The sequence below is a fragment of the Paenibacillus illinoisensis NBRC 15959 genome (assembly GCF_004000925.1).
Lineage (GTDB): Bacteria > Bacillota > Bacilli > Paenibacillales > Paenibacillaceae > Paenibacillus > Paenibacillus illinoisensis.
Genome location: NZ_BIME01000011.1, coordinates 177561 through 200409, shown reverse-complemented (window position 1 = coordinate 200409; position 22849 = coordinate 177561). Strand labels below are relative to the sequence as shown.

The window sequence follows — 22849 nt, the reverse complement described above, 5'->3', positions numbered from 1 at the left end:
CTTACCGGGATCCATCTTTTTTTATTGCGCTTGCAAAAAAAATAGAAGTCTGGTACATTACAATTAAAGAGTTACTCTTAGTTAACCATTTATTATAAATAAACCATTCGAAGTAGACGTAGGTAGGAAAGGAAGTTAATTGGTATGAAGCTAGGGATAATTGCTCCTGTACAGGAAGAAAGTTTTGCTAATGCTCGGCGCAGAGGTCTGCATTTTCTGGAATTCTGTATTAACGAAGGTGACAGTGTCGAAGAATTTTGTGAACAACTGGAGAGTATTTCCCAATGGAAGACACAATACGGTGTAAAGGTGGGCTCTATCGGACGGTGGAAATCTCTTCGCATTAATGAGAAAGGAGAGATTTTGCAGGACGAACTGGAGCGATGCTTCAAACTGATTGATGCAGCAAGCGCGCTTGGGTGTCCAAGCTTTGTCTCTGGCTGCAACTATGTAGAGGAATTATCCTTCTACGAGAACTGCACAGCCGCGATTGCCTTCTTCAAGGAACTGCTTGAGTATGCTAGACCTAGAAATGTCCAGATTTCCGCGTATAACTGCCGAAAAGTCAATTTCGTTAATACACCTGAAGTTTGGCGGATTATCCATGGACACCTGCCAGAACTGGGCATTAAATTTGATCCGTCACATGCACGCTTTTTCGGCGGAGATTATTTGCAAGAGGCGCTCGATTGGGGACATCGGTTCTACCATGTACACTTGAAGGGTTCCCTGCTCGTTAACGGTCAAAAAGTGGATGAACCACCTGCTGGTATGGATCAGACAGATTGGCCATCTTTCATTGCCACGCTGCGTGCTGCCGGATATAATGCCGGGCTAAGTATTGAGCCGCGAAAATCAGCTCTTCCAGATGAACTGGCGGATAAAGGTATTGATTACTCAGCGACTTATTTCAAGAAGCTTCTGCTTGAAGAGGTTGAGCTATAACATAGAGAGGTGAATAGAATGGAAAACAAATTGAAGTACGCACTGATTGGAGCAGGCGGTAACGCCGAAAAGAAACATATTCACGGATATCTGGCTTTGGAAGATGTAGAAGTGGCAGCGATCTGCGACATTGACTTGAGTAAGGCTTCAAAGATGGCTGAAAAATATAATGTACCTAATGTGTACAGCGACTATAAGGAAATGTTTGCTAAGGAGCGTCCGGATATTGTCAGCATCGTGACACCGAACTTTCTTCACGCAGAAATTACGGAATATGCGCTGTCTCAAGGAGCACATGTTCATTGTGAGAAGCCGCTCAGCATCAGCAGTGAGGAAGCACGTCGCATCCTTGATGCTCGAAACCGGACAGGGAAACGAGTGATGATTGGCTTAAATAACCGATTTACCAATGAAGCTGTCTTTCTGAAAAAATGGATTGATCAGGGTAATCTTGGTGATATTTATAGCGCTAAAGCAGGCTGGATCCGTCGTTCCGGCATTCCGGGCAGAGGTACATGGTTTACCGACAAAGCCCGTTCTGGCGGTGGGGTGATGATTGACCTTGGAGCCCATTATTTGGACCTGGCTCTTTATCTCATGGGGAGCCCGAAGGTATCGTATGTAGCCGGAAGCACCTATCAAAATTTCGTTCATACGACGGCGCGGAACCGGAATGGGTACAAGGGAATTGAAGGCGGGACCTTTAATGTGGAGGATGCGGCTATTGGATTTGTGGCACTGCAAAACAGGGGGAGTCTTTCCTTTGAATTCAGCTGGGCCTCCAACATCGAAGAGGACCGCTTTTATGTGGAGCTGCTCGGAACAAAAGGGGGAGCCAGTCTGGTCAATGGTACGTTGAAGCTGTTCGGAGAAAGCTCCGATATTTGCCTGGATATTACACCCAAACTGAAGCTGAATCCCAATCTGCAGCTTGAGAATGAGTTCAGGCATTTCGTGAACTCTATCAAAGATGAACGGCAGCAGCTGATTGCCCCGGCGGATGACGGCCTATATTTTGCTGAAATCGTCGATGCCTTTTATGAAAGCGCTGCGTCTGGCGCTCCTGTCAACGTGCAGACTGCACAGTCTCTGGTCTCATCTTGAACCTGATCTGTTAACAGTATAGTCAGCGGCAAAACTGGTCATTCCAGGATTGTCGCTTTTTTATGTTGTAAATGAGTGCGCTTACAAAAAATAAAAATATATTCTTGCCAAACCGAAAAAGGAGTGTTATATATAGAATATAAGTTTACCACTAGTTAATGATTAAGTAATAGTAATGGATTAACAATGGTAAATGAATATGATCTTTATTCGTAGGAGGAAATTACATTGAACAAGAAAAAATTAAGATTCGGATTTATCGGTTGCGGTGGAATTGCCAATCAAAAACATTTTCCGGCATTGTCAGCTCTGAGCGACGAAGTTGAACTGGTAGCGTTCTGTGACATCGTTGAAGAGCGCGCAGCAAAAGCGGCGAAGCAATACGGGGTTGAAAATGCAAGCGTATACACTGATTACAAAGAGCTTCTTAAAGACGAATCGCTGGATGTCGTTCATGTACTGACTCCGAACGTTTCCCATTCTTATATTACCGTTGATGCGCTGGAAGCTGGAAAACACGTTCTGTGTGAGAAACCAATGGCCATCAATACGGAAGAAGCGCAAAAAATGCTGGATGCAGCCAAACGTACCGGTAAGAAGCTGACGATCGGTTACCAAAACCGCTGCCGTGTCGATTCCCTGGCGCTGCATGAAGCGTGTGAAAACGATGAGCTGGGTGAAATCTACTTTGCCAAAGCACACGCCGTGCGCCGCAAAGCGGTTCCAACATGGGGCGTATTCCCGGATAAATCGAAGCAGGGGGGCGGCCCGTTGATTGATATCGGTACACATGCGCTGGATCTGACTCTGTGGAACATGAACAATTACAAACCGAAGATGGTGGTCGGCTCCTCTTATCAAAAGCTCAAAGACAATCCGATGGGCAATATGTTCGGGCCTTGGGATCCGGAAACATTTGAAGTAGAGGACTCCGCATTCGGTTTTATCAAAATGGAAAACGGCGCAACGATTTACCTCGAAGCGGCTTGGGCACTCAATGTGCTGGATGGTAAGGAAGCTCAAGTTACGCTCTGCGGAACTAAAGCTGGCGCGGAAATGCGCGGTAAGGCATTTTTGGATGAAGGTTATGTAGTGTTTAATACCGCTCAGCACGGACAGTTGGTCGAGACAGCTCCTTCCGATGGCGGCGGCGTAGCTTACTTTAGCGGAGAAAGCCGGAAAGCCAACGATGTAGAAGCACGCATGTGGGTCGATGCTCTTCTAAATGACAAAGAGCCGCTGGTGAAACCGGAGCAGGCACTGGTTGTTACCCAGATTCTCGAAGCGATCTACAAGTCCGCAGAAACAGGAGAACCGGTATTCTTTTAATCCAAAAGTAAAGGAGGTGTAGCGGCTATGAAACTCGGAGTTTTTTCCGTCCTTCTGCAGCAGCTGCCTCTGGAAGAGGCGCTGGACATTATCGCTTCCAAAGGACTGGATGCTGTTGAGCTGGGTACTGGCGGCTTTCCCGGTAATCATCACTGTAACCCCGATGAGTTGCTGGAGGATGCCGGTAAGCTAAAAGCGTACAAGCGAGCGTTTGAATCCAGAGGTTTGATGATCAGTGCGCTAAGTTGCCATGGCAACCCACTGCATCCCCAGAAAGAGGTCGCCCGGGAGTACCACGAGTCATTCTTGAAGACACTCGATCTGGCTGAACGGCTGGAAGTTCCCGTTGTGGTTGGATTCTCCGGATGTCCTGGAGACTCTGATGATGCCAAATACCCTAACTGGCCGGTAGCACCCTGGCCCAATGAGTATGGTGAGCTGCTGACTTGGCAGTGGGAGAACAAAGTCATTCCTTATTGGAAGGAAACAGGGCGGATCGCTCAAGATAAAGGATTAAAAATCGCCTTAGAAATGCATGGAGGTTTTTCCGTCCATACGCCGGCCACATTATTGAGGCTTCGTGAAGCCGCTGGGGAAGTGATCGGAGCCAACCTGGATCCAAGCCATATGTGGTGGCAGGGGATTGACCCGATCCAGGCAGTGAAAATGTTGGGAAGTGAAGGAGCTCTCCATTATTTCCATGCGAAAGACACAGCCATTGATCCCGTCAATGTGAACCGCTATGGAGTCACTGACATGCAGCCGTATACGGCTCTGATGGACCGGGCATGGAACTTCCGTTCTGTAGGTTTTGGACATGACGCCAAGACTTGGGCGGATCTCATTAGTACACTTCGACTGGTTGGATATGACTATGTCGTAAGCATTGAACATGAAGACGGACTGATGTCGGTTAACGAAGGATTCTCAAAAGCGGTGGATACGCTGAAGCCCCTTTTGATACGTGAATCAGCAGCAGAGATGTGGTGGGTCTAACCGTTTCGCCATGAGAGGAGGCTAAGCAATGGAGAACGGTCATCACCTTATATCACGAGTGTTACCTGAGCTTTCGTTACAAATCTCGATGATTTCAGAGAGGGATTCGGACTCCATTGCTAGCCAGGGCATTCATATTGTGTTTCTTTTGCAGGGGAAACTGACGGTCCATTGTCAGGACGAACGGATGAAGCTCGAAGAGGATGATTTTATACTATTTCATCCGGGCGAGGAGTACCGTTTGGAATCTTCGGGGAAAATTCTGGCTGCCCGATTTCAGGTGCCGCAAGAATTGTTGAAGCTGTTCAGCACTTCTGATGATTCCCGGTTTGCCTGTTGTTCCGCTAGAAACAAACGAGAGGCGGACGAGGGGTTAAGAAAGATCTTAACTGAGATGCTGAACGATCAAGTCAAACCGGTCAAATTCAAATCCGTTAAGCTAATCCAATCCACTTTTGAACTACTGTACTTCTTGTTAAGCGAGTATTTGGTCGAGGATCACAAGCTGGAGTTGCTGTATAGTCCAAGCAAGCCGAATCAACGCCTCCTGGAGATATGCTCTTATGTACATGCGAATTATAAACAGCCGCTGACTTTAAATGAAGTCGCCGAGCTGCATTATTTATCCGTACCGTATCTCTCCAAATCTTTTAAAAAGATGATGGGCATGACGTTTTCCGAGTATTTGAATAAAACCCGTCTGGATCATGCACTTGCTTACTTGCTGTATACGGATCAGCCGATCACGCGAATTGCAATGGACAGCGGATTTCCCAGTTTGGCCGCGTTTAACCGGGTATTCAGGGAAACGTACCTCGTGAGTCCTTCCCAGTACCGCAAAAATGAGCAGGTGTCCCAGCAGGGTCCTGTTCAGAAAGGTACTGAGAATCTCGGATCATTGGAAGTTTCATACGAGCTTGAGACTTTGCTGGACAGCCGGCTGCAGCACAGCTCGGATGTTACTGTCATCCGGGCTGTACCGGAAAGTGAACCACAGAAGCGGAGCTGGAAAGAGCTTATCAATATAGGATATGCAAGGGATTTATTAAACTCTGATCTGCAGGAGCAGCTTCCGCTTATCCATGGAGAGCTTGGTTTCTCCTATGCACGCATCTGGGGGATCTTCAGTGAAGATATGATGATTCGAGATCCATCCGATCCGGACGCCAGCTACAATTTTAACAATGTGGATAAAGTCATAGATGCCTTAATACGCAACCATCTTAAACCTTATATTGACCTTGGCGACAAGCCAAAGTTAATTCAAAAGAATCTGAACCAGAAAATGGTCACAGCTCCTGCCCTTTTACATTCAAGAGGAGCTGAGGAGTGGAAACGTCTGATCCGTGCTTTCCTTATTCACTGTATCAATCGATATGGCAGTGAAGAGGTGGAAAGTTGGTACTTTGAGTTATGGCATGCCAGCAAACATGCTTTTCTCACGGACGAGACTGACCAGATGGTCAACTATGTTTACCGTCCTGAAGAGATGGAGCAATGGTTTGACGAATACTTTGTTCGTTTCGAAATGACCTGGAAGGGAATAAAGGAATTGCTTCCAGCTGCTAAGCTGGGGGGCTGCGGCCTTAGTATGGATATGGAAGGGCGCTACCTGCCGATGCTGTTGGACCGCTGGGGGAGAAGAGAGGTCCAGCCTGACTTCCTGTCTGTGTACTTATATCCATACGAATTCACTCCGGGTGACGAGGGAGAAGCTCCAGCATTTGTGCATGCCTCCGATGAACAATGGATGCTGCACACCCTTCAATCCATTCGGACGGCCATGGCAGAACGTAACCTAGGGCATCTGCCACTTCATGTATCTGAATGGAGTTTCAGTGTCTCCAACCGGGATTCCTTGAACGACAGTCTCTTCAAGGCCTCCTATATCCTCAAAAATATGTCGGAGGTTATAACCGAGAATTGCATGATGGGTTACTGGATTTATTCCGATATCTTTAGTGAATTCACCGACTCCAAGCGGCTGCTATATGGGGGAGCAGGGCTTATTTCCAAGGACGGAATAAAAAAGCCCGCCTACTATGCATTTGAATTTTTGAACCGCATGGGAAGGCAAATGGTCGGTAGAGGCAATGACTTTCTTTTGACAAAACGAAGTGGAGACCGCTATCAACTGCTTTGCTATCATTACCGGCATTTCGCGCAGGGAGTTCACGAAGCTGAGAGAGTAGATATGTCTAAAACCGAGTCCGTTGAACGTAGATTCTCCAATACCCATGCACGCAAGTTTCGAGTGGAAGGGCTCAGAGATGGAATTTATCGTCTTAAGCGGACGATCTTGAGTAATGAACGTGGAAGCATCCTCAAAGAATGGACGAAATTCGGATCTGTCAATGATATAAGGCCAGACGAGATTCTGTTCTTGAAGCAGACCTGTGTTCCTTGTATCTCTGTCGAGCATGTGGAGGTAAGAGAAGGATGGATCGAAATCAACAATGCATTGCGTCCCTGTGAAGGGAGTCTGATTGAATTGGAACTGAGAGTGGATACAAATTTAAGCTATTAATGAAGAGAAGAGGGATGAAACATGTCCAGTATTAAACGGTCCGTAAGTTTATATAGTTATCAGGATGAATATGCTCGGGGAAAAATGACGCTTGAAGATTGCATCAAAGAACTTGCTTCGATCGGTGTAGAAGGAGTCGAAATTATCAGCGACCAGATGCTCTGGAATGCGCCCGATGTTTCGGAGGAGGACATTGCAAATTGGCACCGGATCATTCGTGAGAACGGCATTACTCCCATTTGCAACGATATTTACATCAACACCGTGCTATACAAGAACCGCCGCTTGACGCAAAAAGAGAATCTGGCTCTGCTCAAGAAAGAGCTGCACCTTGCTCATAAGCTCGGTATTCCGCTTGTTCGTCTTGTATCCTTGACCCCTACCGACATCATTGAAGACGCTCTCCCGTTGGCTGAGGAATTGAATGTAGTCATGGCTCTAGAGGTTCATGGCGGTATGGCTTTCGACAATCCGGAGACCAAGAAATTTACTGACCTGATGTTCAAACTGAATTCCCCTTATGTGGGTCTGGTCGTAGATACAGGAATCTTCTGCCGCAAACATCCGCGTGTTTCCACGGCATTTTTCCTGAATCAGGGACTTAACCCTGCTGTAGCCGAGTACATTGACAATGAATTTGCAAAGGGAAGAGATGTGGAAGCCATCAGTCACCAGCGTGTGCTTCCTGATGAACTGGAAAGCCAAATCCGTTCCTGGGTCGATCGGGAATATGTTCTGTTTGCCGGCGGTTATGAGAACCACGACTTCTCCGTACTTGACCCTTATCTTCCATTCATTAAGCATTTCCACGGGAAATTCTATGAAATGACGGAAGAAGGCGTGGAATACTCCATTCCTTATAAGGAACTCATTGATTATCTGAAAGAAAAGGAATATGACGGTTATATTGCCAGTGAATACGAGGGCGGCCGCTTTGCTCTACCTGGGGCAGAGATTGATGCGGTAACACAGGTCAGAAAGCATCAGGAGATGCTTCGTAAATATATTTAGTAAGCAGGAGGGTAAAAACATGTTTGATAACTATGTATTGACCGACAACAGTCTTAAAAATGTAAAGAAAGACGGAAAAACGGTAGGTTATGAGATGCGCACAAGAATTACCTATTATCGGGGAATTCCGTTGTCCATGGTTCACGATATCCAAGTTGAAGTGAACGACAACCCTGTTCCGCGTGAGCAAATCCGGTTTTCACTCGATGGCGAGCAGTACTTTACCCTGGACGAAATGGCGACCGTTACTTCTTACAAATGGGAATATGGCCAGGAGGGCATCATTTTTGTAGAGCAAGAGGGAGGACTTTCCGAGGGTGAACACAAAGTGAAGCTGACGCAGGTTACCCGGGTGGCCTACATCCCTGTACCGTTCTCAGGAACACAAACGAAGACCATGGCAGTGTAAGCCAGCTGCTACGAAAGCCCGAAAATGCTTCAATCCATGCGAAAAAAGAAAGACGGAATGTTCAAGCCAACATTCGGTCTTTCTTTTTTTGTCAGTTTACTTCGTCAGCTTTCCTCCGATGTTCTCTCACCATAGACATATTGGAGAAGCATACTGACAAACTGTTCCGGCATCTGCGTATCCGATGCATTGAGGATGTTTGAACAGCTGGAAACACTTTTCTGAAGCATACCCATCATCGCTGTAAAGATAAACTGGGCTAGATGAAGAGGGGGTAAATTACTCCTTATGCTTCCATCAACAGTTCCCCTTGATAATGCGCCAAGAAGAAAATGTCGTTCTTTTCCGTTTTGGGTGAACAGATGATACCGCTCTTTCAGCTCCTGATTAAAATCATATGACTCATAGTTAATGTCAAATAATTGAATAAACCGGATATGGTCCGGATAATTCCGGGCAAAAGTAATCCAAGCGTTCAACATGGCAGCAAGTTGTTCATAGCCATTCATGAATTCCATTTCAGCTGCAGCACGACTAACATGATTCGTTAAATGCTCTATTAACTCCATATGAATAGACAGAAGAAGATCATCCATAGACTGGAAATGTTTGTAGAAGGTTACTCTGCTAAGTTTGGCTTTAGCACAAACATCTTTGATCTTCATTTGGAATAGTCCATCATTCAAAAAAAGCTCTTTACCAGCTGAAATCAGATCATCACGATGTTTATTTTTTAATTGCTGATGCCAATTTTCATTCACTTGTAGATAACTTTCCTTTCTTGGAGCGAAATACATTCATGGTAAGCGGCAGAGAAGCCAGCAGCATCACTGCCCCAAAAATATAAGGAAGGTTAATGTTTGAATCAAATAAAGAACCTGCAATAAGCGGGCCAAATATGGTTCCAAGACTGGAATATGTGGTATTCAGACCAGATGCATACCCTTGTCGATCTCCTGCGTTTTTGGATATTAGCGTGCTGACCGAAGGCCGCAAAAAAGAATTAAATGCAAAGAATAATGCAGAAGCGAATAAAAGAAAAGCAAGGTTAACTTTAATCAGCATTAACATTAAAGCAATAGGCGCAATAATCAAAGATAGTCTAATTAACTTGATCTCACCCATCCTTTTCACAAACCAATCAAGCAACCAAACTTGAATAACTATACCGATTATGGCCCCTAGGGTAATAATGATAGAGATTGTAGCAGCATCAAACCCGTATTTTTTCTCTACGAAAAGGGCAAATACCGTCTCATAACTCATGAGACCGAAGGTCATAACGAGAAGCAGAAGTAAATACTTGAAATAGGGAACTTTAAAGGAACTCAAAACTTTTTTTCCAAAGTGATTTCCATCCGGATTGCGTAAAGAGCGCGTTCTTTTTTCAGGTGCAAGTGTCTCGGGCAATAGGAGTGTTAGCAGCGTAGCGACCAATCCAAGACCAGCTGCACAGAAATAAGGCATACGAATGCCCATTTCGGCAATGAGACCACCAAGACCGGGTCCAAGTACCATTCCCAAATTCATGGCTGCTCCAAAATACCCCATACCCTTAGCTCGCGTTTCGTGGGTTGTAATATCGGCCACATAGGCCAAGTTCGATGGGATCATTAAACCTAAGCTGATTCCACCAATAAAGCGAGCAACGTAAAGCAGAGGCAATGAAGTCGAAAGCGCAAACATGACATCAGCAACGACAGAAAGAAACATGCCGGCCATGATTAACTTTTTGCGTCCAAATCGATCAGATAATTGTCCTCCCAGAGGTGAAAATAAGAATTGAGCTGCACCAAATGCAGCGACCAGAAAACCAGCGACAGTTCCGCCTGCATGGAATAGCTTCAAATAATCAGGCAATATTGGAATAAGCATTCCTTGACCCAATAAAGCTATAAATAGATTTAACATTAAAATGAAGAGTGGGAAGCGAACCGACTTTGGTAACATAAAATGAGCTCCTTTGTTTACATTGTGTCAACCTTTACATGATGTAAACAATTTTAATACGCATGTGGAGGATTTGTAAATCGCATTTTATAAAAATATCTCAACCTCCATCTAACAGTGCCTCGCGCCTGAACACCCAAATCAAATGATTTTGTTTTTATGTTATTGACATTATAAGAATGATCGAATATATTCTTTACATACCAACTGAATGTATGAAAGGAGAAAGCGAGTGGCAAGGAATAAATATCCCGAAGAAACAATCAACCAGATTCTAACCGTTGCTCTTAACCTGTTCATACAAAAAGGATACGAGCAAACCTCCATTCAGGATATCATTAATGAGCTGGGTGGGCTGACAAAAGGGGCAATTTATCATCACTACAAGTCAAAGGAAGAAATCTTCCAGGCTGTCACCGACCATATGTTCAAAGGCGCTGACGAGATGCTGTCCGGTATCAGGGACGACAAGGAGCTGAACGGCCTGGAGAAGCTCCGGAAGATTTCCCGTGTATCTCTAGATAATCCAGCCCAGAACGAAATGGCATCGGCGGCGCCTAGCCTCCTGCGCAATCCAAAGCTGCTGGCGGCACAATTCGAGAACATATTCGTAAAAGGCGTACCCCTCTATATCCAGCCCATCATCGAACAGGGTATGCGAGACGGTTCGATCCGAACCGACTATCCAAGAGAGCTAAGCGAAGCGTTGATGATTCTCACCAACTTTTGGCTAAACCCGGCGGTCATACAAACTTCACCCGAGATGATGTTGCGTAAGGTAAGGCTTTTCGATGAAATATTGAAGGGTCTGGGGCTTGACCTGTTCGATGAGCAAATGATTCAGCGTTACGAGGAATTGTACCGTTTGTCAGCTCGAGAAGTCAGCAACGAAAACTAAACTGCCGAAAGGCAGCTTATTTTTAAACTATACATACCATCGGTCGGTATGTATAGATGATCAAGGCTCAAATGTGTGTTAGAAACTAAACTTATTATAAGGAGATGTGAATATGATGAATCAGTTTAATTCGTCAGAAAATATGAAGGAAAAAAGATTCGCTGCGGGGCAGGATCGTCCGGAGCTACAGAAGGCCATCCAGGAGATAGTCGATTCCGGTTTCCTAGGGGTGCAGCTGCGCGTGCACGATGAGCAGGGCGAGTGGGTTGGTAGTGCGGGGGTTAGCAAGCTGGGCGACGCCGCGAAGCCATCTACAAATGGGCACTTCCGAATCGGAAGCAATACCAAGACCTTCACCGCGACCGTGGTGCTGCAATTGGTTGCCGAGGGTAGGATCGGGCTGGAGGACCCAGTGGTAGACTACCTGCCTGAGTTTGGGCTTGACCGGAGGATCACGGTGCGGATGCTGCTGCAGCATACCAGCGGGGTGTTCAACTTCACCGGCGAGTACTACGAAGACGGGACGGTCGCGCCGGGCATCCCTTGGCAGGGGCAGGAGTGGGTAGATAATCGGTTCAAGACCTATCGGCCAGAGGAGCTGGTACTGCTGGCATTGACCAAGCCGATGCGATTTGAGCCAGGAACGGGATGGAGCTACTCCAACACCAACTACGTGCTTGCCAGGCTGCTGATCGAGAAAGTCACCGGCAGCTCGCTCGCCGAGGAGATGCAGCGACTGATTCTGGGGCCGCTCGGGCTGTCGGGTACCGTCGTACCAGACACCCAGCCCATGATCCCTGAACCGCACGTCCACGCCTACTACCGGTACGAGAACGCCGGCGAGCAGAAGACAGTCGACATCACCAGCCAGAACCCCTCCTGGATTTCCACCGGAGGTGACATGATCTCGACCACCCAGGATCTCCACACGTTTATCTCGGCGCTGATGGGCGGCAAGCTCCTTCCGGCCCCTCTGCTGGCCGAGATGTGCAAGCCTTACCCCAAAATCGGCTATGGCTTGGGGGTGTTCGTACAGGACGCCGGATCGAACAGCGGTGGTACCATCATCACCCACAACGGTGGTATATCGGGCTACGCGGCACTAATGTACAGCACGCCTGACGGCAGCAAGACCCTGACTGCCTCCATCAACTATGTGGACGACGCCGCAATGTCCCTGGCAGGGCCGTTCCAGAAGGCGTCGCAGAGGCTCGTCGAGGAGGTGTTCGGCGGGGGTAACCAAGTTGAGTAAAAAACTGCTAATCTAGTGAATGACTCGGATCGGGCGGTACGGAAATATAAAATTTTATAAGAGATGTTACGCAAAGGAGAAGATCATTCAATAATGAACATAAAGCCAGCCGATTATTTTGACCGGCTGGCTTTATTCAACTAACGGGCAGGTTGTTAAATGTATTATGCTTGAGTAATTCGTATGCAGCACAACTTAATAATGCAATCTTAAAACAATGACACGTAGAGGTATATGAGCATAATGACTTATTAGATCAAGGTGGAGTCATTGAATATCAAACGAAAGATATAATTAAGATGAAAGACGGTCATTATTTTATAAAGTCAAAATGTGAATTTTTAGTTCGAGAGCAAGGTCGGTCATTTATATTGCCGACTTTTTTTGGAGTACTAGATCTCTTTATATTCGTCATTGCTTATATAAGTGACTTATTATATGCTTTTATCATTAAAGAAACCGACGAGAATAATTACAGGGGGTGTACATATGGAACAAAACATTCAGGAGATGGCTGAGGCGTATAAGTTATTAGCTGATAAGACACGTTTGACAATTATTGCCCTACTTCAGGAACAAGAACTTTGTGTATGTGATATCACAGACATTATTGGCATGTCACAACCAAACGCCAGTCAGCATCTTCGAAAACTAAAGGCAGCCGGTCTCCTTAATGAAAAGAAAAAAGGGCAGTGGGTGTACTACTCTCTTAATCCAGATGCAGAAGCATATGTTCAGTGTGTGTATCCCTATCTGCCATCCATGAAAGATAAAATAGCAGGATTGAAAAACTGCTGCGGTCCTCAGGAGGAAGCATGACCATTATCGCGATTTTAATCTTTTTGCTTACATTGACTTTTGTGATTTGGCAGCCTAAGGGGCTTAATATTGGATGGTCAGCGTCAGCTGGAGCTGTCCTTGTTCTCCTTTTTGGGGTCGTCAGTCTATCCGATGTAGGTACGGTCACAGGAATCATATGGAACGCCACGCTTGCTTTCGTAGCCATTATCTTAATTTCTCTGATTTTAGATGAAGTCGGATTTTTTGAATGGGCTGCACTGCACATGGCAAGGCTCGCAAGAGGTAATGGCAAGCTGATGTTCGTTTATGTTGTGCTGCTTGGAGCAGGTGTGGCAGCGTTCTTTGCAAATGACGGTGCCGCACTGATCTTAACGCCCATTGTACTTGCTATGGTCCGAGCGCTCAAATTTGATCAAAAGATGATTTTACCTTTTATCATCGCAAGTGGTTTTATTGCAGATACAACTTCACTTCCGCTCGTCGTTAGCAACCTCGTCAATATCGTTTCTGCTGATTACTTTGGCATTGGCTTTGTGGAGTATGCAAGTCGTATGATTGTTCCGAATTTCTTTTCAATATTAGCGAGTATTCTGGTCCTGTTCTTGTTCTTTAGAAAGAGCATTCCAGGGAACTACGAAGTCAGTCAGCTCAAAAAGCCAGCTGAAGCGATCAAGGACAAGAAACTGTTCAACATATCTTGGGTGATCTTAGCCGTGCTACTGGTGGCATACTTGATGAGCGAGTTCATTCAAGTTCCGGTGTCTGTTATCGCTGGGGTTATTGCCATCTTGTTTATATTAGCTGCAAGGCGGAGTCACGCTATTCAAACGTGGAAGCTCATTAAAGGGGCTCCATGGGCAGTTGTGATTTTCTCCATTGGTATGTACGTCGTCGTTTATGGACTGCGAAATGTGGGGTTGACGGATGAACTTGGTAAGGTCATTCAAGCTATTGCTCACCAGGGGCTCTACATCTCCACACTGGGTATGGGCTTTCTGGCTGCAATATTATCTTCGGTAATGAACAATATGCCCACAGTGATGATTGATGCGCTTGCTATTGATGGAACGAGTACGCAAGGTGTCATCCGGGAATCGCTGATTTATGCCAATATTATCGGTAGTGACCTGGGTCCAAAAATTACACCGATCGGATCGCTCGCCACACTTTTGTGGCTAAATGTACTGTCCCGTAAGGATGTAAGAATCACGTGGGGGAGTTATTTCAAAATCGGGATTGTGCTCACCATCCCAACGCTCTTTATCACGTTAACTGGACTGTATTTGTGGCTACACTTGATTCATTCAACAAACATAAATGTTTGGTTAATGATTGCCGTAATCACAGTAGCATTGGTTGTTATCGCTATGATCATAAAAACGTTAATTAACTCAAAAATGGGCGAAGCGAAAGTACAAGTAAGCCAAGCCAAAGATAAAGGAGATCAATAATCATGAACAACAAACCACTTGTTTACTTTTTGTGTACAGGAAACTCTTGCAGAAGCCAAATCGCTGATGGATTTTTGAAGGCACTTGGTAGTGATAAATATGAGGTGAGAAGTGCAGGATTAGAAGCCCATGGCTTAAATCCTCGTGCTGTTCAAACAATGAAAGAAGCTGGAATCGATATTTCAAGTCATACATCAGATGTGATTGATCCTGAGATTTTAAAACAAGCAGACTACATCATCACGCTTTGTGGTCATGCCAAAGATAATTGTCCAGTTGTACGTAATGATAAAGCTGAAAGATGGCACTGGGGCTTCGATGATCCAGCCAAGGCGACAGGTACAGAGGAAGAAATCACAGATACATTCGCTGAGGTCCGCGATTCAATTAAAGCTCGGATCGAGCAGTTCTTGAAAGAAGGTAAGTAAAATGGATCACGCTGAAAAGAAATACCATGCACTTATAACTGATAAAGTTGAACCTTACAAGTGTGTAAGGTAATTGTCATTTAAATCAATGGTAGTCACATAGCTCCTCCTTTAGACTAATCCACATAAAGGATTATTTTTAAGGGGGAGTTGGCGTGAGGCTTTTAGAAATGCTGCTTTTCTTTTTAAGTGTTTGCTTGTTGGTGCTCCTGTTCGTCAATAATCAACGTATTCGAAAATCAATCCTGCTCGTGACAAGCGGAGCGAGTTTCATTTTTGTAGTGGTACATTTGCTTGTCGAAGGATACAGGATTCAGCTTTTATTTCTGTACGGATTCATAATCTTGATGTTTTTCATTTCGCTTATAGGCATGTTCATCAAGCCGAAAGTCGTTCAGAATGTCTCTCAAATGCGAAGGGTACTCGGTAGAATTTTTATCGGGATAGGGCTAATTACAACAGGGTGCCTCCTCTACGTGTTTCCCGTCTTCAACCTTCCGGTGCCAACCGGTGAGTGGAAAGTTGGCACGCAAGCTTTCCATTTTATTGATTCAAGCCGCGAGGAAACGTTTGGGAAAACCGCGAAAGGTAAAAGGGAATTGATGGTTCAGGTATGGTATCCGGCTCAGGCTGGCACTGGCCATTACGCTCCCTTTATTCCTGATACGGAGATTTTACATTATATGGCTGGGAATTATGGCCTTCCCGGGTTTACGTTTCAGCACCTTCAGTATGTATCCAATCATGCTTATTTGGAGGCCAAAGTCTCTTCGAAACAGAAAGCATACCCATTGATCATTGCAAGTCCCGGTTTTGGCTCTTCCAGATTCCTCCACACGACGCAAGCGGAACATCTCGCGAGTCACGGATATATCGTGGCAGTGATCGACCACACCTACAATACATTTGCAACCGAGTTTCCAGACGGCCGAATCACAACCGACACAACCAACGACTTATTTTCGCCGGATCAGGATTACAGGGAGAGTAGAAGCATTCGCGACAAGTTGGGAGAAGTGTTAACTAACGATGTAATCTTTACGCTGGACCAGTTCGAGCTTATCCAATCGGGACAGATCCCAAGTAATCTAAAGGGAAGGTTGGATCTCGGTCATATTGGGGTGTTCGGTCATTCTATCGGCGGAGCGACAGCTTATGACGCTTCATACGATCCGCGAATCGCGATCGGAATAGATCTTGATGGAGGGCTTTATCGTTTGAGTGACAGAGAGGGTCTGCAAAAGCCGTTTTTGTTTATCAACTCGGAAAGCTATTTCGAAAAATTAAAAATGGTGATGGAAAACCGGGTATACACGGATGAAGAGCTTAAACGTATGGGTTTAACAAGAGAGTGGGAGGATCAAGTAACGGAAGACAAAAAGTTAGAACTTGACCGGATGCGACTAGCGGCCGACGAAGGGGGGCAAATCCTTTATATCGAAAATACGGAACACTTGAATTTTACCGATGTACAGTTCATTTCACCGATTTTCAACCTGCTAGGCATTACAGGAAAGATTGCGCCCGCAAGAGCTAACTTCGCTATCAATGCCTACATGCTGGATTTCTTCGATTTGTATCTAAAACATCAAAATGGAACCTTAATGAAAGGACCGAATAGCTACTTTCCAGAGGTAACTTTCGTAAAAATAGACGACATGTGAGGTATAAAAAACAGCCGCTCCTATGTTGGAGAGACTGTATTGTATTCTCTAAAGCCCCGTTACTTGAATAACTTATACCAGTATAGAGTGGTCTCAATATTAGGAGTATATGACTGCTTTAGTGTGTCTACACCACCTAGTATGAATCCTTGTTTCACATAAAATCGGCATGCACCAAGATTATCATCTTGTGCTTCCAAGGACATTCCGATCAGTTTTCTTTGTTTGGCCCACGCTTCTGCTTTATGCAAGAGCAGCTTTCCGACGCCACTGCCTCTATAATCCTTTTTAGTAGCAATATTTTCAATATAACAGAAGCGATTCCAATCCTTAATGATTCTAATTTGTCCTATGCAAGTATTATTCATATAAGCTAAAAACAAAGCTTTATCCTCTCGGTTTATATAATGGCTCCAATCAAGTTGGTCATCTGGAAAACGTGTTTCTCTCATTTCATCATAAAGTTCTTCTGTATAAGACCATCTTCCTGATTGAAAACTGGGGACAACTCTACCATATATGTTAAACGAATCATTTGTCTTATTGATATCCTCTATTAAGTCATAAGTTAATGGAGAAATAATGATTGTACTCTCACTGCTCAATATTACACACTCCTTTTAGGATGTTTTGATGTATATAATACCATAAAAAGTAAATTGCTTATTGTTATAATTGAAAACAACAATTTTTACGAAAAGAGCCATTTCAAGAAGCGAAGCCAACCCGTCCTTATGACGGGTTGGCTTCTTTTAACAGGTGGAATGCATGAATTTCCTGTAGGCAGGCAACAACACTCAAATTGCAATACACCACTGACCATCCACTATTAAGAAAGATGAAAAAAACCAAAAATTTAAACTTAACTTAAAATGGGTCCGTACTTCACCTTTAACCTGGAGGGTTATGATCGTTCCCAAGGTAAAACATCAATAACAAATGGAGGAATGAAAAAGGCATTTTGACGACGAAAAAAATATGGAGGGGAGCCGAGTATCAAGTGAGTGTCAAAAAGAAAAGTAAGATTCTAACCCTCTTCAAGAGAATGCTTGTATTCATGTTGTCGGTTGTACTCATCTGGATTTGCTTTCATCACATCATGAAGCTGGTAGAAAGAGATCAATACCCGGCAATAGGAAAGTATATCCAAGTGGAGAATGGACGGATGCATGTCTACACAAAAGGGAACGGACCAAACACCATTGTGTTATTAAGCGGCCTGGGAACTGCCTCGCCTGTACTGGATTTTGAGCCTTTAATGAATGAAATGTCCACACATAACAAAGTTGTCGTGGTAGAGCCGTTCGGATATGGCTGGAGTGATATGACCGATGAGAAAAGAACGGTGGAACACATCGTTGGGGAACTGAGAAGTGCACTGCAGCAATTGAATATCCCTGGGCCATATGTGTTAATGCCGCATTCTGTTTCCGGAATGTATAGCATGTACTATGCTCGTGAATATCCTGAAGAGGTTAAGGCGGTTGTAGGCATAGACGCAACGTGGCCAGCAGCTCTCGATTACTTCAATGAAACTCCTCCATCCATGCCAGGTTATATGAGATATGTGGCACCCGCTGGATTGGCTAGACTCGCCATCTCCCTGGATGCTCGTAATTATCTTCCCCTTGCGAGTGAGGGTACTTATTCGGACAAGAATCTAGCAATGACCAAAGCCATTACAGCATGGAATGCTTACAACGAAAATGTCGTTCAAGAGACCAATGAATTGGGTGATAATGTGAAAAAAACAGCTCATATATCATTTCCATCAGATATGCCTGTGTTGTTTTTTAGCAGAGAAGATGACAGGGTGAGGGAGGATGGTAAATCGCTATTTACTTTTTTACAAACCCAACTTACGGATCATCCTGCGAGTACAATCATCCCTTTGCAAGGTCATCATTACCTTCATTGGACCCAATCCAAGGAGATGAATGAAGCTGTCTTGAAATTCATGAAGGATATTGAGGATAGGGAATAAGGAAGCTCAACGAGAAATTTTAAAAAAGGCAGCCGATCCATGATCGACTGCTTTTGTTCATTTAACAGGTGAAAGGGGACAACTCATTGAAGATTTACTTCTTGGCCTTTGTACAAGTTCTCCTTTACAATTAGGGCACACATACTTCATTTCCACAGTACACTCATGGCAAAAAGTACATTCATGCGTACAAATATACGCTAAAGAATCCGTATGGAGCCTGCTTTCGCAGGTTTGACATGTATTTCTCATTTCTAAAGACAAGGTAAAGACCTCCTGTATTTTTATTTTTTGAAACGTTCTATTAATCTAATTTTAATAAAACCATTGCTCCCCTTACATAATAATCTGATTGTAATTTTATAGAATGACTTTCTTTTTAGTTGAAAAAATAGTGTTTCTCTTAAAATTCTTAATGAGGAGTTATAACCATGGATGAGATTGATCGAGACATACTATTACACTTGCAGGAAAATGCCCGGTGTTCCTTTACGGAACTAGGGAAAAAAGTAGGGTTATCCACCCCTGCAGTGAATGAGAGGGTTAAGAAGCTTGAAGAGAAAGGAATTATCGCTGGCTATAAAGCAATCATTAATCCGGACAAAATAGACAAACCTATCACAGCATTTATCCTCTATAACAATACAAAGTGTGAACAGTTCACAGCGTTTTGCAAAGATCATACGAGTGTGATTGAGTGTCATCGGCTGGCTGGATCGTACAATTATTTAATCAAGGTTTTGACAGATTCTGTTCAATCTCTAGAGAGCTTTATAGATGCTTCCATGGCATTTGGACAGCCATCGACCTTGATTAGACTTTCTTCACCTGTGGAGAGTAAAGCAATCAACTAAATGCAATGGAGTAAACCGTTCATGGTATGGTATTCCCTCGCCTTTTCATAGGAATGTTTGGGGGATGACGTCTGCTTGCCTTCTCCGTTATAATATTCGTCATACTAGAGTTCGATCTGGAATGATGGAGGAGTAGACATGAAGCTGGATAGTGTGCAGATTGAATATGCGCGTCTTGAGGATTTGCCGAGAATTGTGGAGATTTATAATTCCACAATCGAGAGCCGGATGGTGACAGCAGACCTGGAGCCTGTTACGGTTGAGCAGCGCGTACCTTGGTTTGAGGAGCATTCACCGGACCGTCGTCCGCTCTGGGTGATGAGACTTGAAGGACAAGTTATGGCCTGGGCCAGTCTGAGTTCATTTTACGGGCGGCCAGCTTACAACGGTACGGTGGAAGTCAGTGTGTACGTTGATGAGCAATGCCGGGGAATCGGGGCCGGTGGACGTTTGTTAAATACAATTTTTGCTGCTTGTCCTGCGCTGGGCATTACAACGATTCTGGGCTTTGTCTTTGGACATAATGAACCAAGTCTTGGTTTGCTGCGCAAGCATGGTTTTGAGCAATGGGGCTACTATCCGGAAGTGGCTGTACTGGACGGTGTGAACCGGGATCTGGCGATTTTGGGCAAAAAAATAATGTGAATGATCTGCTGTCAGGCCATGAGCCATGATCCATGATCAGTATTTTAATTAATAATGACTACTTCGAACTAAAAAAACCTCCAATTCACGCTGACGTGCATTGGAGGTTTTTTACGTTTTTATTTTGGATGAGGAGAGCTCTTAAAATCCAAGCGCCTGCTTGATATCCTTGATCTGCCCGAGATGGCGTTCTTCATGATAGCTTGCAAAATCAACCCACTGGGCAAGGTCCATCTCTCCAAATACAGGATGAGGGAAAGACCTGCTCCGCAGCAGGGAGGAGTCATTGTTTTGGACGAAATCAGTCAATGCCTGATGGGATTGTTCCAGATCCCGGCGAACGTCAGCTAGGGATTCCGGCTCTGCTGGAGGCTGCAGATGGGGTGGAGCATCAAGGGAACGGCTGCGGTCCAGTGAAAGCTCGTAAGGTTTTTTATCGACGGTCACATTTTGTTCCTTCTGCAGAGCAAGCTCAGCCTGCTTCACGATGATGCGCTCCATTAGGTTCAAGTGACGGAGTACTTGCATAACACTCCATTGCTCCGGTGCAGGTTTTCGGTTCAATTGTTCTTCGTCCAGCTCCGAGACGGTCTGCCAGATCTCATGCCGAATATCGTCATTGCGAGTTAACATGTGCATTCCTCTCCTTATACATGGGTTCATGCCGAATTAATGTTGTTATGTGTAATTATACAAACAAAAATAAAGCCGTCTGCGAAGAACAACTTCTCATCCAAATAATTGGACTCCAAAAAAAGATTGACGAGCAGACCACGGCAAACTATAATCGGTAACAAGTAACTTGATATGTAAGGAGTCCTGACATGATATGTTAGTAATCGACGAGGTGTACCACCATACAGCATTGCAAATATCATCGTCCGATTTATTGTACCTTATCGAGCAGCTGAAGGTCAAAAAAGAAAATGAGATTGGAACCCTCAAACATAAAATTGAACAATTTGAACAAAAGAAGCGTGCGGAGGAAGTCGCCTATCAATCCATGTCGCCCGTGCGGAAGTGGTTCGCAGGCCGTCCTGCCTCCCATCATCAGGCCGTGGAATATATGGTGCAGGTGAAGGAGCGCTTTCGCAAGATGGAACAGATCCGCCGTCATATTCGTGAACTGGATCGGATTATGGAGCAAATCGAGCATCCTCACATCAAGGAGAAAGGCGAGATTGAGCTTCCGCCCGATATGATCCGCGAGATCAGACAGCTTAGTGAAACGGAGGATGTACAAGCATGACTTTGGAGACGTTAAGCTCCGGGATCGATACGGTCTGGGTGGTACTGAGTGCGGCCATGATTTTATTGATGGAGGGTGGGTTTGCCCTCCTGGAGGCCGGGTTTGTCCGTTATAAAAATAGTGTGAACATTATTATGAAGGTTTTTGCCGACATTACGATAGGCACATTACTGTTTTATGCTGTTGGATTCGGATTGATGTACGGCTCTGATGCCGGAGGGTTTGTTGGAGTTACGGGATTCTTCCTGAATGGTGATCTGTCTCATATCGACGTGCCTGTATCGCTTGAAACGTTCTGGCTGTTCCAGGCGGCGTTCACCATCGCCGTTATTTCCATCGTATCAGGTGCGGTAGCAGAACGGATCAACTTCCGGGCCTACCTCCTGTATATCATTTTGATGACGGCTATAATATACCCGGTTGGCGGTCACTGGGCATGGGGCGGCGGTTGGCTCAGCGAGCTGGGCATGCAGGATTTTGCCGGATCGGCTGTCATTCATGCCCTGGGAGGATTCTCGGCCTTGGCTGCAGCGATCATTATTGGTCCGCGCAAAGGCAAATACACGCCTCATGGCGTGAGTGCAATTGCTCTTCCCAGCAATCTTCCGCTTGCTTCCGTAGGTGCATTTCTGTTGTGGTTTGGCTGGTTCGGCTTCAACGCCGGGAGCACACTGAGCGCCACGGATGCAAGAATCGGCCATATCGCGATTGTCACCATGCTATCAGCTGCCTCGGGTGGAGCGGTTACGATGTTATACACGCTGTTCCGCTTCAAACGTTCAGATGCTCCGTCCGTCATTAATGGATCCCTTGCCGGTCTGGTGGGGATTACGGCAGGCTGTGCATTTGTTGGCGATGCAGCAGCGATCTTTATCGGTGCGGTATCCGGCCTGCTCATGATGGCAGCAACCAATTGGCTTGAACGTCGCCGGATCGATGATCCGGTTGGTGCTTTCCCTGTTCATGCGGCATCCGGGATGTGGGGGACGATTGCTGTAGGGCTGTTCGCCACAGACGGCGGGTTATTCATGGGCGGTGGCTGGAAGCTGCTCGGTGTTCAGGCACTGGGACTCGCGGCGCTTGTCATTTGGGGCTTTGTCATGACCTGGTTCGGTCTGAAGCTCATTGGCAAAATGGTACCTGTTCGCTCCACGGAAGAAGAGGAAGATCTGGGACTGGATATTAGCTACCATGGCGTAATGGCTGCGCATCAGGCTCATGAGTTTCTCGATGGAGAAGAGCACATTCGGGCTTTACAGCGTGATTCGTCCGAGCAGATTCGTTAACAAGGTTGTATATGTAAGGAGACCTGCGGATGGTTCTGCGGGTCTCTTTTTTTAACCACAAGCAGG

23 protein-coding genes are annotated in these 22849 nt (G+C 45.3%); 18 read left to right on the top strand and 5 right to left on the bottom strand.

The features are described 5' to 3' along the window. The first annotated feature begins 144 nt into the window (after positions 1 to 144). From PIL01S_RS23560 to PIL01S_RS23530, 7 genes are all read left to right on the top strand, one after another. On the top strand, positions 145 to 945 hold the full coding sequence (locus PIL01S_RS23560) for a sugar phosphate isomerase/epimerase family protein (RefSeq protein ID WP_127539653.1): 801 nt from the start codon (positions 145 to 147) through the stop codon (positions 943 to 945). 18 nt (positions 946 to 963) lie between these two features. Further along, complete coding sequence (locus PIL01S_RS23555; RefSeq protein WP_127539652.1) at positions 964 to 2049, top strand: Gfo/Idh/MocA family protein; 1086 nt, start codon at positions 964 to 966, stop codon at positions 2047 to 2049. Positions 2050 to 2277: 228 nt separating this feature from the next. Next, positions 2278 to 3378, top strand: a complete 1101-nt coding sequence (locus PIL01S_RS23550) for a Gfo/Idh/MocA family protein (protein ID WP_127539651.1) — start codon at positions 2278 to 2280, stop codon at positions 3376 to 3378. Between the two features lie 27 nt (positions 3379 to 3405). After that, entirely contained in the window at positions 3406 to 4374 is a 969-nt protein-coding gene (locus tag PIL01S_RS23545; RefSeq protein ID WP_127539650.1) for a sugar phosphate isomerase/epimerase family protein, read from the top strand. A 28-nt stretch (positions 4375 to 4402) separates the two neighbouring features. Continuing rightward, complete coding sequence (locus tag PIL01S_RS23540) at positions 4403 to 6901, top strand: GH39 family glycosyl hydrolase (protein WP_127539649.1); 2499 nt, start codon at positions 4403 to 4405, stop codon at positions 6899 to 6901. Between the two features lie 21 nt (positions 6902 to 6922). Beyond that, the gene (locus PIL01S_RS23535; protein WP_127539648.1) at positions 6923 to 7912 is read left to right on the top strand and encodes a sugar phosphate isomerase/epimerase family protein; all 990 of its coding nucleotides are present in this window, start codon (positions 6923 to 6925) and stop codon (positions 7910 to 7912) included. A gap of 19 nt (positions 7913 to 7931) precedes the next feature. Beyond that, a complete protein-coding gene (locus PIL01S_RS23530; RefSeq protein WP_127539647.1) occupies positions 7932 to 8321 on the top strand; it encodes a C-glycoside deglycosidase beta subunit domain-containing protein in 390 nt (129 codons plus the stop codon). 104 nt (positions 8322 to 8425) lie between these two features. On the opposite strand, the gene PIL01S_RS23525 is transcribed toward PIL01S_RS23530, so the two are convergent. Together PIL01S_RS23525 and PIL01S_RS23520 are read right to left on the bottom strand one after the other, a co-directional pair. Beyond that, a complete protein-coding gene (locus PIL01S_RS23525) occupies positions 8426 to 9082 on the bottom strand; it encodes a TetR/AcrR family transcriptional regulator (protein WP_127539646.1) in 657 nt (218 codons plus the stop codon). Beyond that, complete coding sequence (locus tag PIL01S_RS23520; protein ID WP_127539645.1) at positions 9075 to 10271, bottom strand: MFS transporter; 1197 nt, start codon at positions 10269 to 10271, stop codon at positions 9075 to 9077. Before PIL01S_RS23520 ends, PIL01S_RS23525 begins: the two co-directional genes overlap by 8 nt. 232 nt (positions 10272 to 10503) lie before the next feature. Here PIL01S_RS23520 and PIL01S_RS23515 point away from each other — a divergent pair, with 232 nt between their 5' ends. The 6 genes from PIL01S_RS23515 to PIL01S_RS23490 all read left to right on the top strand — a co-directional run bounded on the left by PIL01S_RS23515 (position 10504) and on the right by PIL01S_RS23490 (position 16765). Next, the gene (locus PIL01S_RS23515; RefSeq protein WP_127539644.1) at positions 10504 to 11169 is read left to right on the top strand and encodes a TetR/AcrR family transcriptional regulator; all 666 of its coding nucleotides are present in this window, start codon (positions 10504 to 10506) and stop codon (positions 11167 to 11169) included. Between the two features lie 112 nt (positions 11170 to 11281). Next, positions 11282 to 12421 (top strand): serine hydrolase domain-containing protein, encoded by a 1140-nt coding sequence (locus tag PIL01S_RS23510; protein ID WP_218029848.1) that lies wholly within the window; start codon positions 11282 to 11284, stop codon positions 12419 to 12421. 489 nt (positions 12422 to 12910) lie between these two features. Continuing rightward, complete coding sequence (locus PIL01S_RS23505) at positions 12911 to 13240, top strand: ArsR/SmtB family transcription factor (protein WP_127539643.1); 330 nt, start codon at positions 12911 to 12913, stop codon at positions 13238 to 13240. Continuing rightward, positions 13237 to 14673 carry an arsenic transporter gene (locus PIL01S_RS23500; protein WP_127539642.1) on the top strand — a complete coding sequence of 479 codons (1437 nt, stop codon included), beginning with the start codon at positions 13237 to 13239 and terminating at the stop codon, positions 14671 to 14673. The genes PIL01S_RS23505 and PIL01S_RS23500 overlap by 4 nt, the downstream gene beginning before the upstream one ends. A 2-nt stretch (positions 14674 to 14675) precedes the next feature. Beyond that, positions 14676 to 15101, top strand: coding sequence for an arsenate reductase (thioredoxin) (gene arsC, locus PIL01S_RS23495; protein ID WP_174818725.1), 426 nt, complete (start codon positions 14676 to 14678; stop codon positions 15099 to 15101). A gap of 155 nt (positions 15102 to 15256) precedes the next feature. Continuing rightward, a complete protein-coding gene (locus PIL01S_RS23490; RefSeq protein WP_127539640.1) occupies positions 15257 to 16765 on the top strand; it encodes an alpha/beta hydrolase family protein in 1509 nt (502 codons plus the stop codon). Positions 16766 to 16824: 59 nt separating this feature from the next. Here PIL01S_RS23490 and PIL01S_RS23485 read toward each other — a convergent pair whose 3' ends face one another. Then, complete coding sequence (locus PIL01S_RS23485) at positions 16825 to 17370, bottom strand: GNAT family N-acetyltransferase (RefSeq protein WP_127539639.1); 546 nt, start codon at positions 17368 to 17370, stop codon at positions 16825 to 16827. Positions 17371 to 17765: 395 nt separating this feature from the next. On the opposite strand from PIL01S_RS23485, the gene PIL01S_RS23480 reads away from it, so the two are divergent. Continuing rightward, positions 17766 to 18749 carry an alpha/beta fold hydrolase gene (locus PIL01S_RS23480; protein WP_246058532.1) on the top strand — a complete coding sequence of 328 codons (984 nt, stop codon included), beginning with the start codon at positions 17766 to 17768 and terminating at the stop codon, positions 18747 to 18749. A gap of 57 nt (positions 18750 to 18806) precedes the next feature. Here PIL01S_RS23480 and PIL01S_RS23475 read toward each other — a convergent pair whose 3' ends face one another. Beyond that, a complete protein-coding gene (locus tag PIL01S_RS23475; protein ID WP_127539638.1) occupies positions 18807 to 19013 on the bottom strand; it encodes a DUF1272 domain-containing protein in 207 nt (68 codons plus the stop codon). Positions 19014 to 19180: 167 nt separating this feature from the next. Here PIL01S_RS23475 and PIL01S_RS23470 point away from each other — a divergent pair, with 167 nt between their 5' ends. Together PIL01S_RS23470 and PIL01S_RS23465 are read left to right on the top strand one after the other, a co-directional pair. Then, complete coding sequence (locus PIL01S_RS23470; protein ID WP_127539637.1) at positions 19181 to 19603, top strand: Lrp/AsnC family transcriptional regulator; 423 nt, start codon at positions 19181 to 19183, stop codon at positions 19601 to 19603. Positions 19604 to 19741: 138 nt separating this feature from the next. Continuing rightward, complete coding sequence (locus PIL01S_RS23465) at positions 19742 to 20248, top strand: GNAT family N-acetyltransferase (RefSeq protein ID WP_127539636.1); 507 nt, start codon at positions 19742 to 19744, stop codon at positions 20246 to 20248. Positions 20249 to 20389: 141 nt separating this feature from the next. Here PIL01S_RS23465 and PIL01S_RS23460 read toward each other — a convergent pair whose 3' ends face one another. After that, complete coding sequence (locus tag PIL01S_RS23460) at positions 20390 to 20881, bottom strand: DinB family protein (protein ID WP_164764325.1); 492 nt, start codon at positions 20879 to 20881, stop codon at positions 20390 to 20392. Positions 20882 to 21077: 196 nt separating this feature from the next. Between PIL01S_RS23460 and PIL01S_RS23455 the strand changes: the two genes are divergently transcribed. Continuing rightward, positions 21078 to 21497: a hypothetical protein gene (locus PIL01S_RS23455; RefSeq protein WP_127539634.1), complete on the top strand. Its 420-nt coding sequence runs from the start codon at positions 21078 to 21080 to the stop codon at positions 21495 to 21497. Beyond that, positions 21494 to 22783, top strand: a complete 1290-nt coding sequence (locus tag PIL01S_RS23450; RefSeq protein WP_127539633.1) for an ammonium transporter — start codon at positions 21494 to 21496, stop codon at positions 22781 to 22783. Before PIL01S_RS23455 ends, PIL01S_RS23450 begins: the two co-directional genes overlap by 4 nt. Positions 22784 to 22849 lie beyond the last annotated feature (66 nt).

Bases quoted from the DNA above. Each gene is read 5' to 3' on its own strand.
- PIL01S_RS23560 (WP_127539653.1), top strand. From the start codon at position 145: ATGAAGCTAGGGATAATTGCTCCTGTACAGGAAGAAAGTTTTGCTAAT.
- PIL01S_RS23555 (WP_127539652.1), top strand. From the start codon at position 964: ATGGAAAACAAATTGAAGTACGCACTGATTGGAGCAGGCGGTAACGCC.
- PIL01S_RS23545 (WP_127539650.1), top strand. From the start codon at position 3,406: ATGAAACTCGGAGTTTTTTCCGTCCTTCTGCAGCAGCTGCCTCTGGAA.
- PIL01S_RS23540 (WP_127539649.1), top strand. From the start codon at position 4,403: ATGGAGAACGGTCATCACCTTATATCACGAGTGTTACCTGAGCTTTCG.
- PIL01S_RS23535 (WP_127539648.1), top strand. From the start codon at position 6,923: ATGTCCAGTATTAAACGGTCCGTAAGTTTATATAGTTATCAGGATGAA.
- PIL01S_RS23530 (WP_127539647.1), top strand. From the start codon at position 7,932: ATGTTTGATAACTATGTATTGACCGACAACAGTCTTAAAAATGTAAAG.
- PIL01S_RS23520 (WP_127539645.1), bottom strand. From the start codon at position 10,271: ATGTTACCAAAGTCGGTTCGCTTCCCACTCTTCATTTTAATGTTAAAT.
- PIL01S_RS23510 (WP_218029848.1), top strand. From the start codon at position 11,282: ATGATGAATCAGTTTAATTCGTCAGAAAATATGAAGGAAAAAAGATTC.
- PIL01S_RS23505 (WP_127539643.1), top strand. From the start codon at position 12,911: ATGGAACAAAACATTCAGGAGATGGCTGAGGCGTATAAGTTATTAGCT.
- PIL01S_RS23500 (WP_127539642.1), top strand. From the start codon at position 13,237: ATGACCATTATCGCGATTTTAATCTTTTTGCTTACATTGACTTTTGTG.
- arsC (WP_174818725.1), top strand. From the start codon at position 14,676: ATGAACAACAAACCACTTGTTTACTTTTTGTGTACAGGAAACTCTTGC.
- PIL01S_RS23470 (WP_127539637.1), top strand. From the start codon at position 19,181: ATGGATGAGATTGATCGAGACATACTATTACACTTGCAGGAAAATGCC.
- PIL01S_RS23465 (WP_127539636.1), top strand. From the start codon at position 19,742: ATGAAGCTGGATAGTGTGCAGATTGAATATGCGCGTCTTGAGGATTTG.
- PIL01S_RS23460 (WP_164764325.1), bottom strand. From the start codon at position 20,881: ATGTTAACTCGCAATGACGATATTCGGCATGAGATCTGGCAGACCGTC.
- PIL01S_RS23455 (WP_127539634.1), top strand. From the start codon at position 21,078: ATGTTAGTAATCGACGAGGTGTACCACCATACAGCATTGCAAATATCA.
- PIL01S_RS23450 (WP_127539633.1), top strand. From the start codon at position 21,494: ATGACTTTGGAGACGTTAAGCTCCGGGATCGATACGGTCTGGGTGGTA.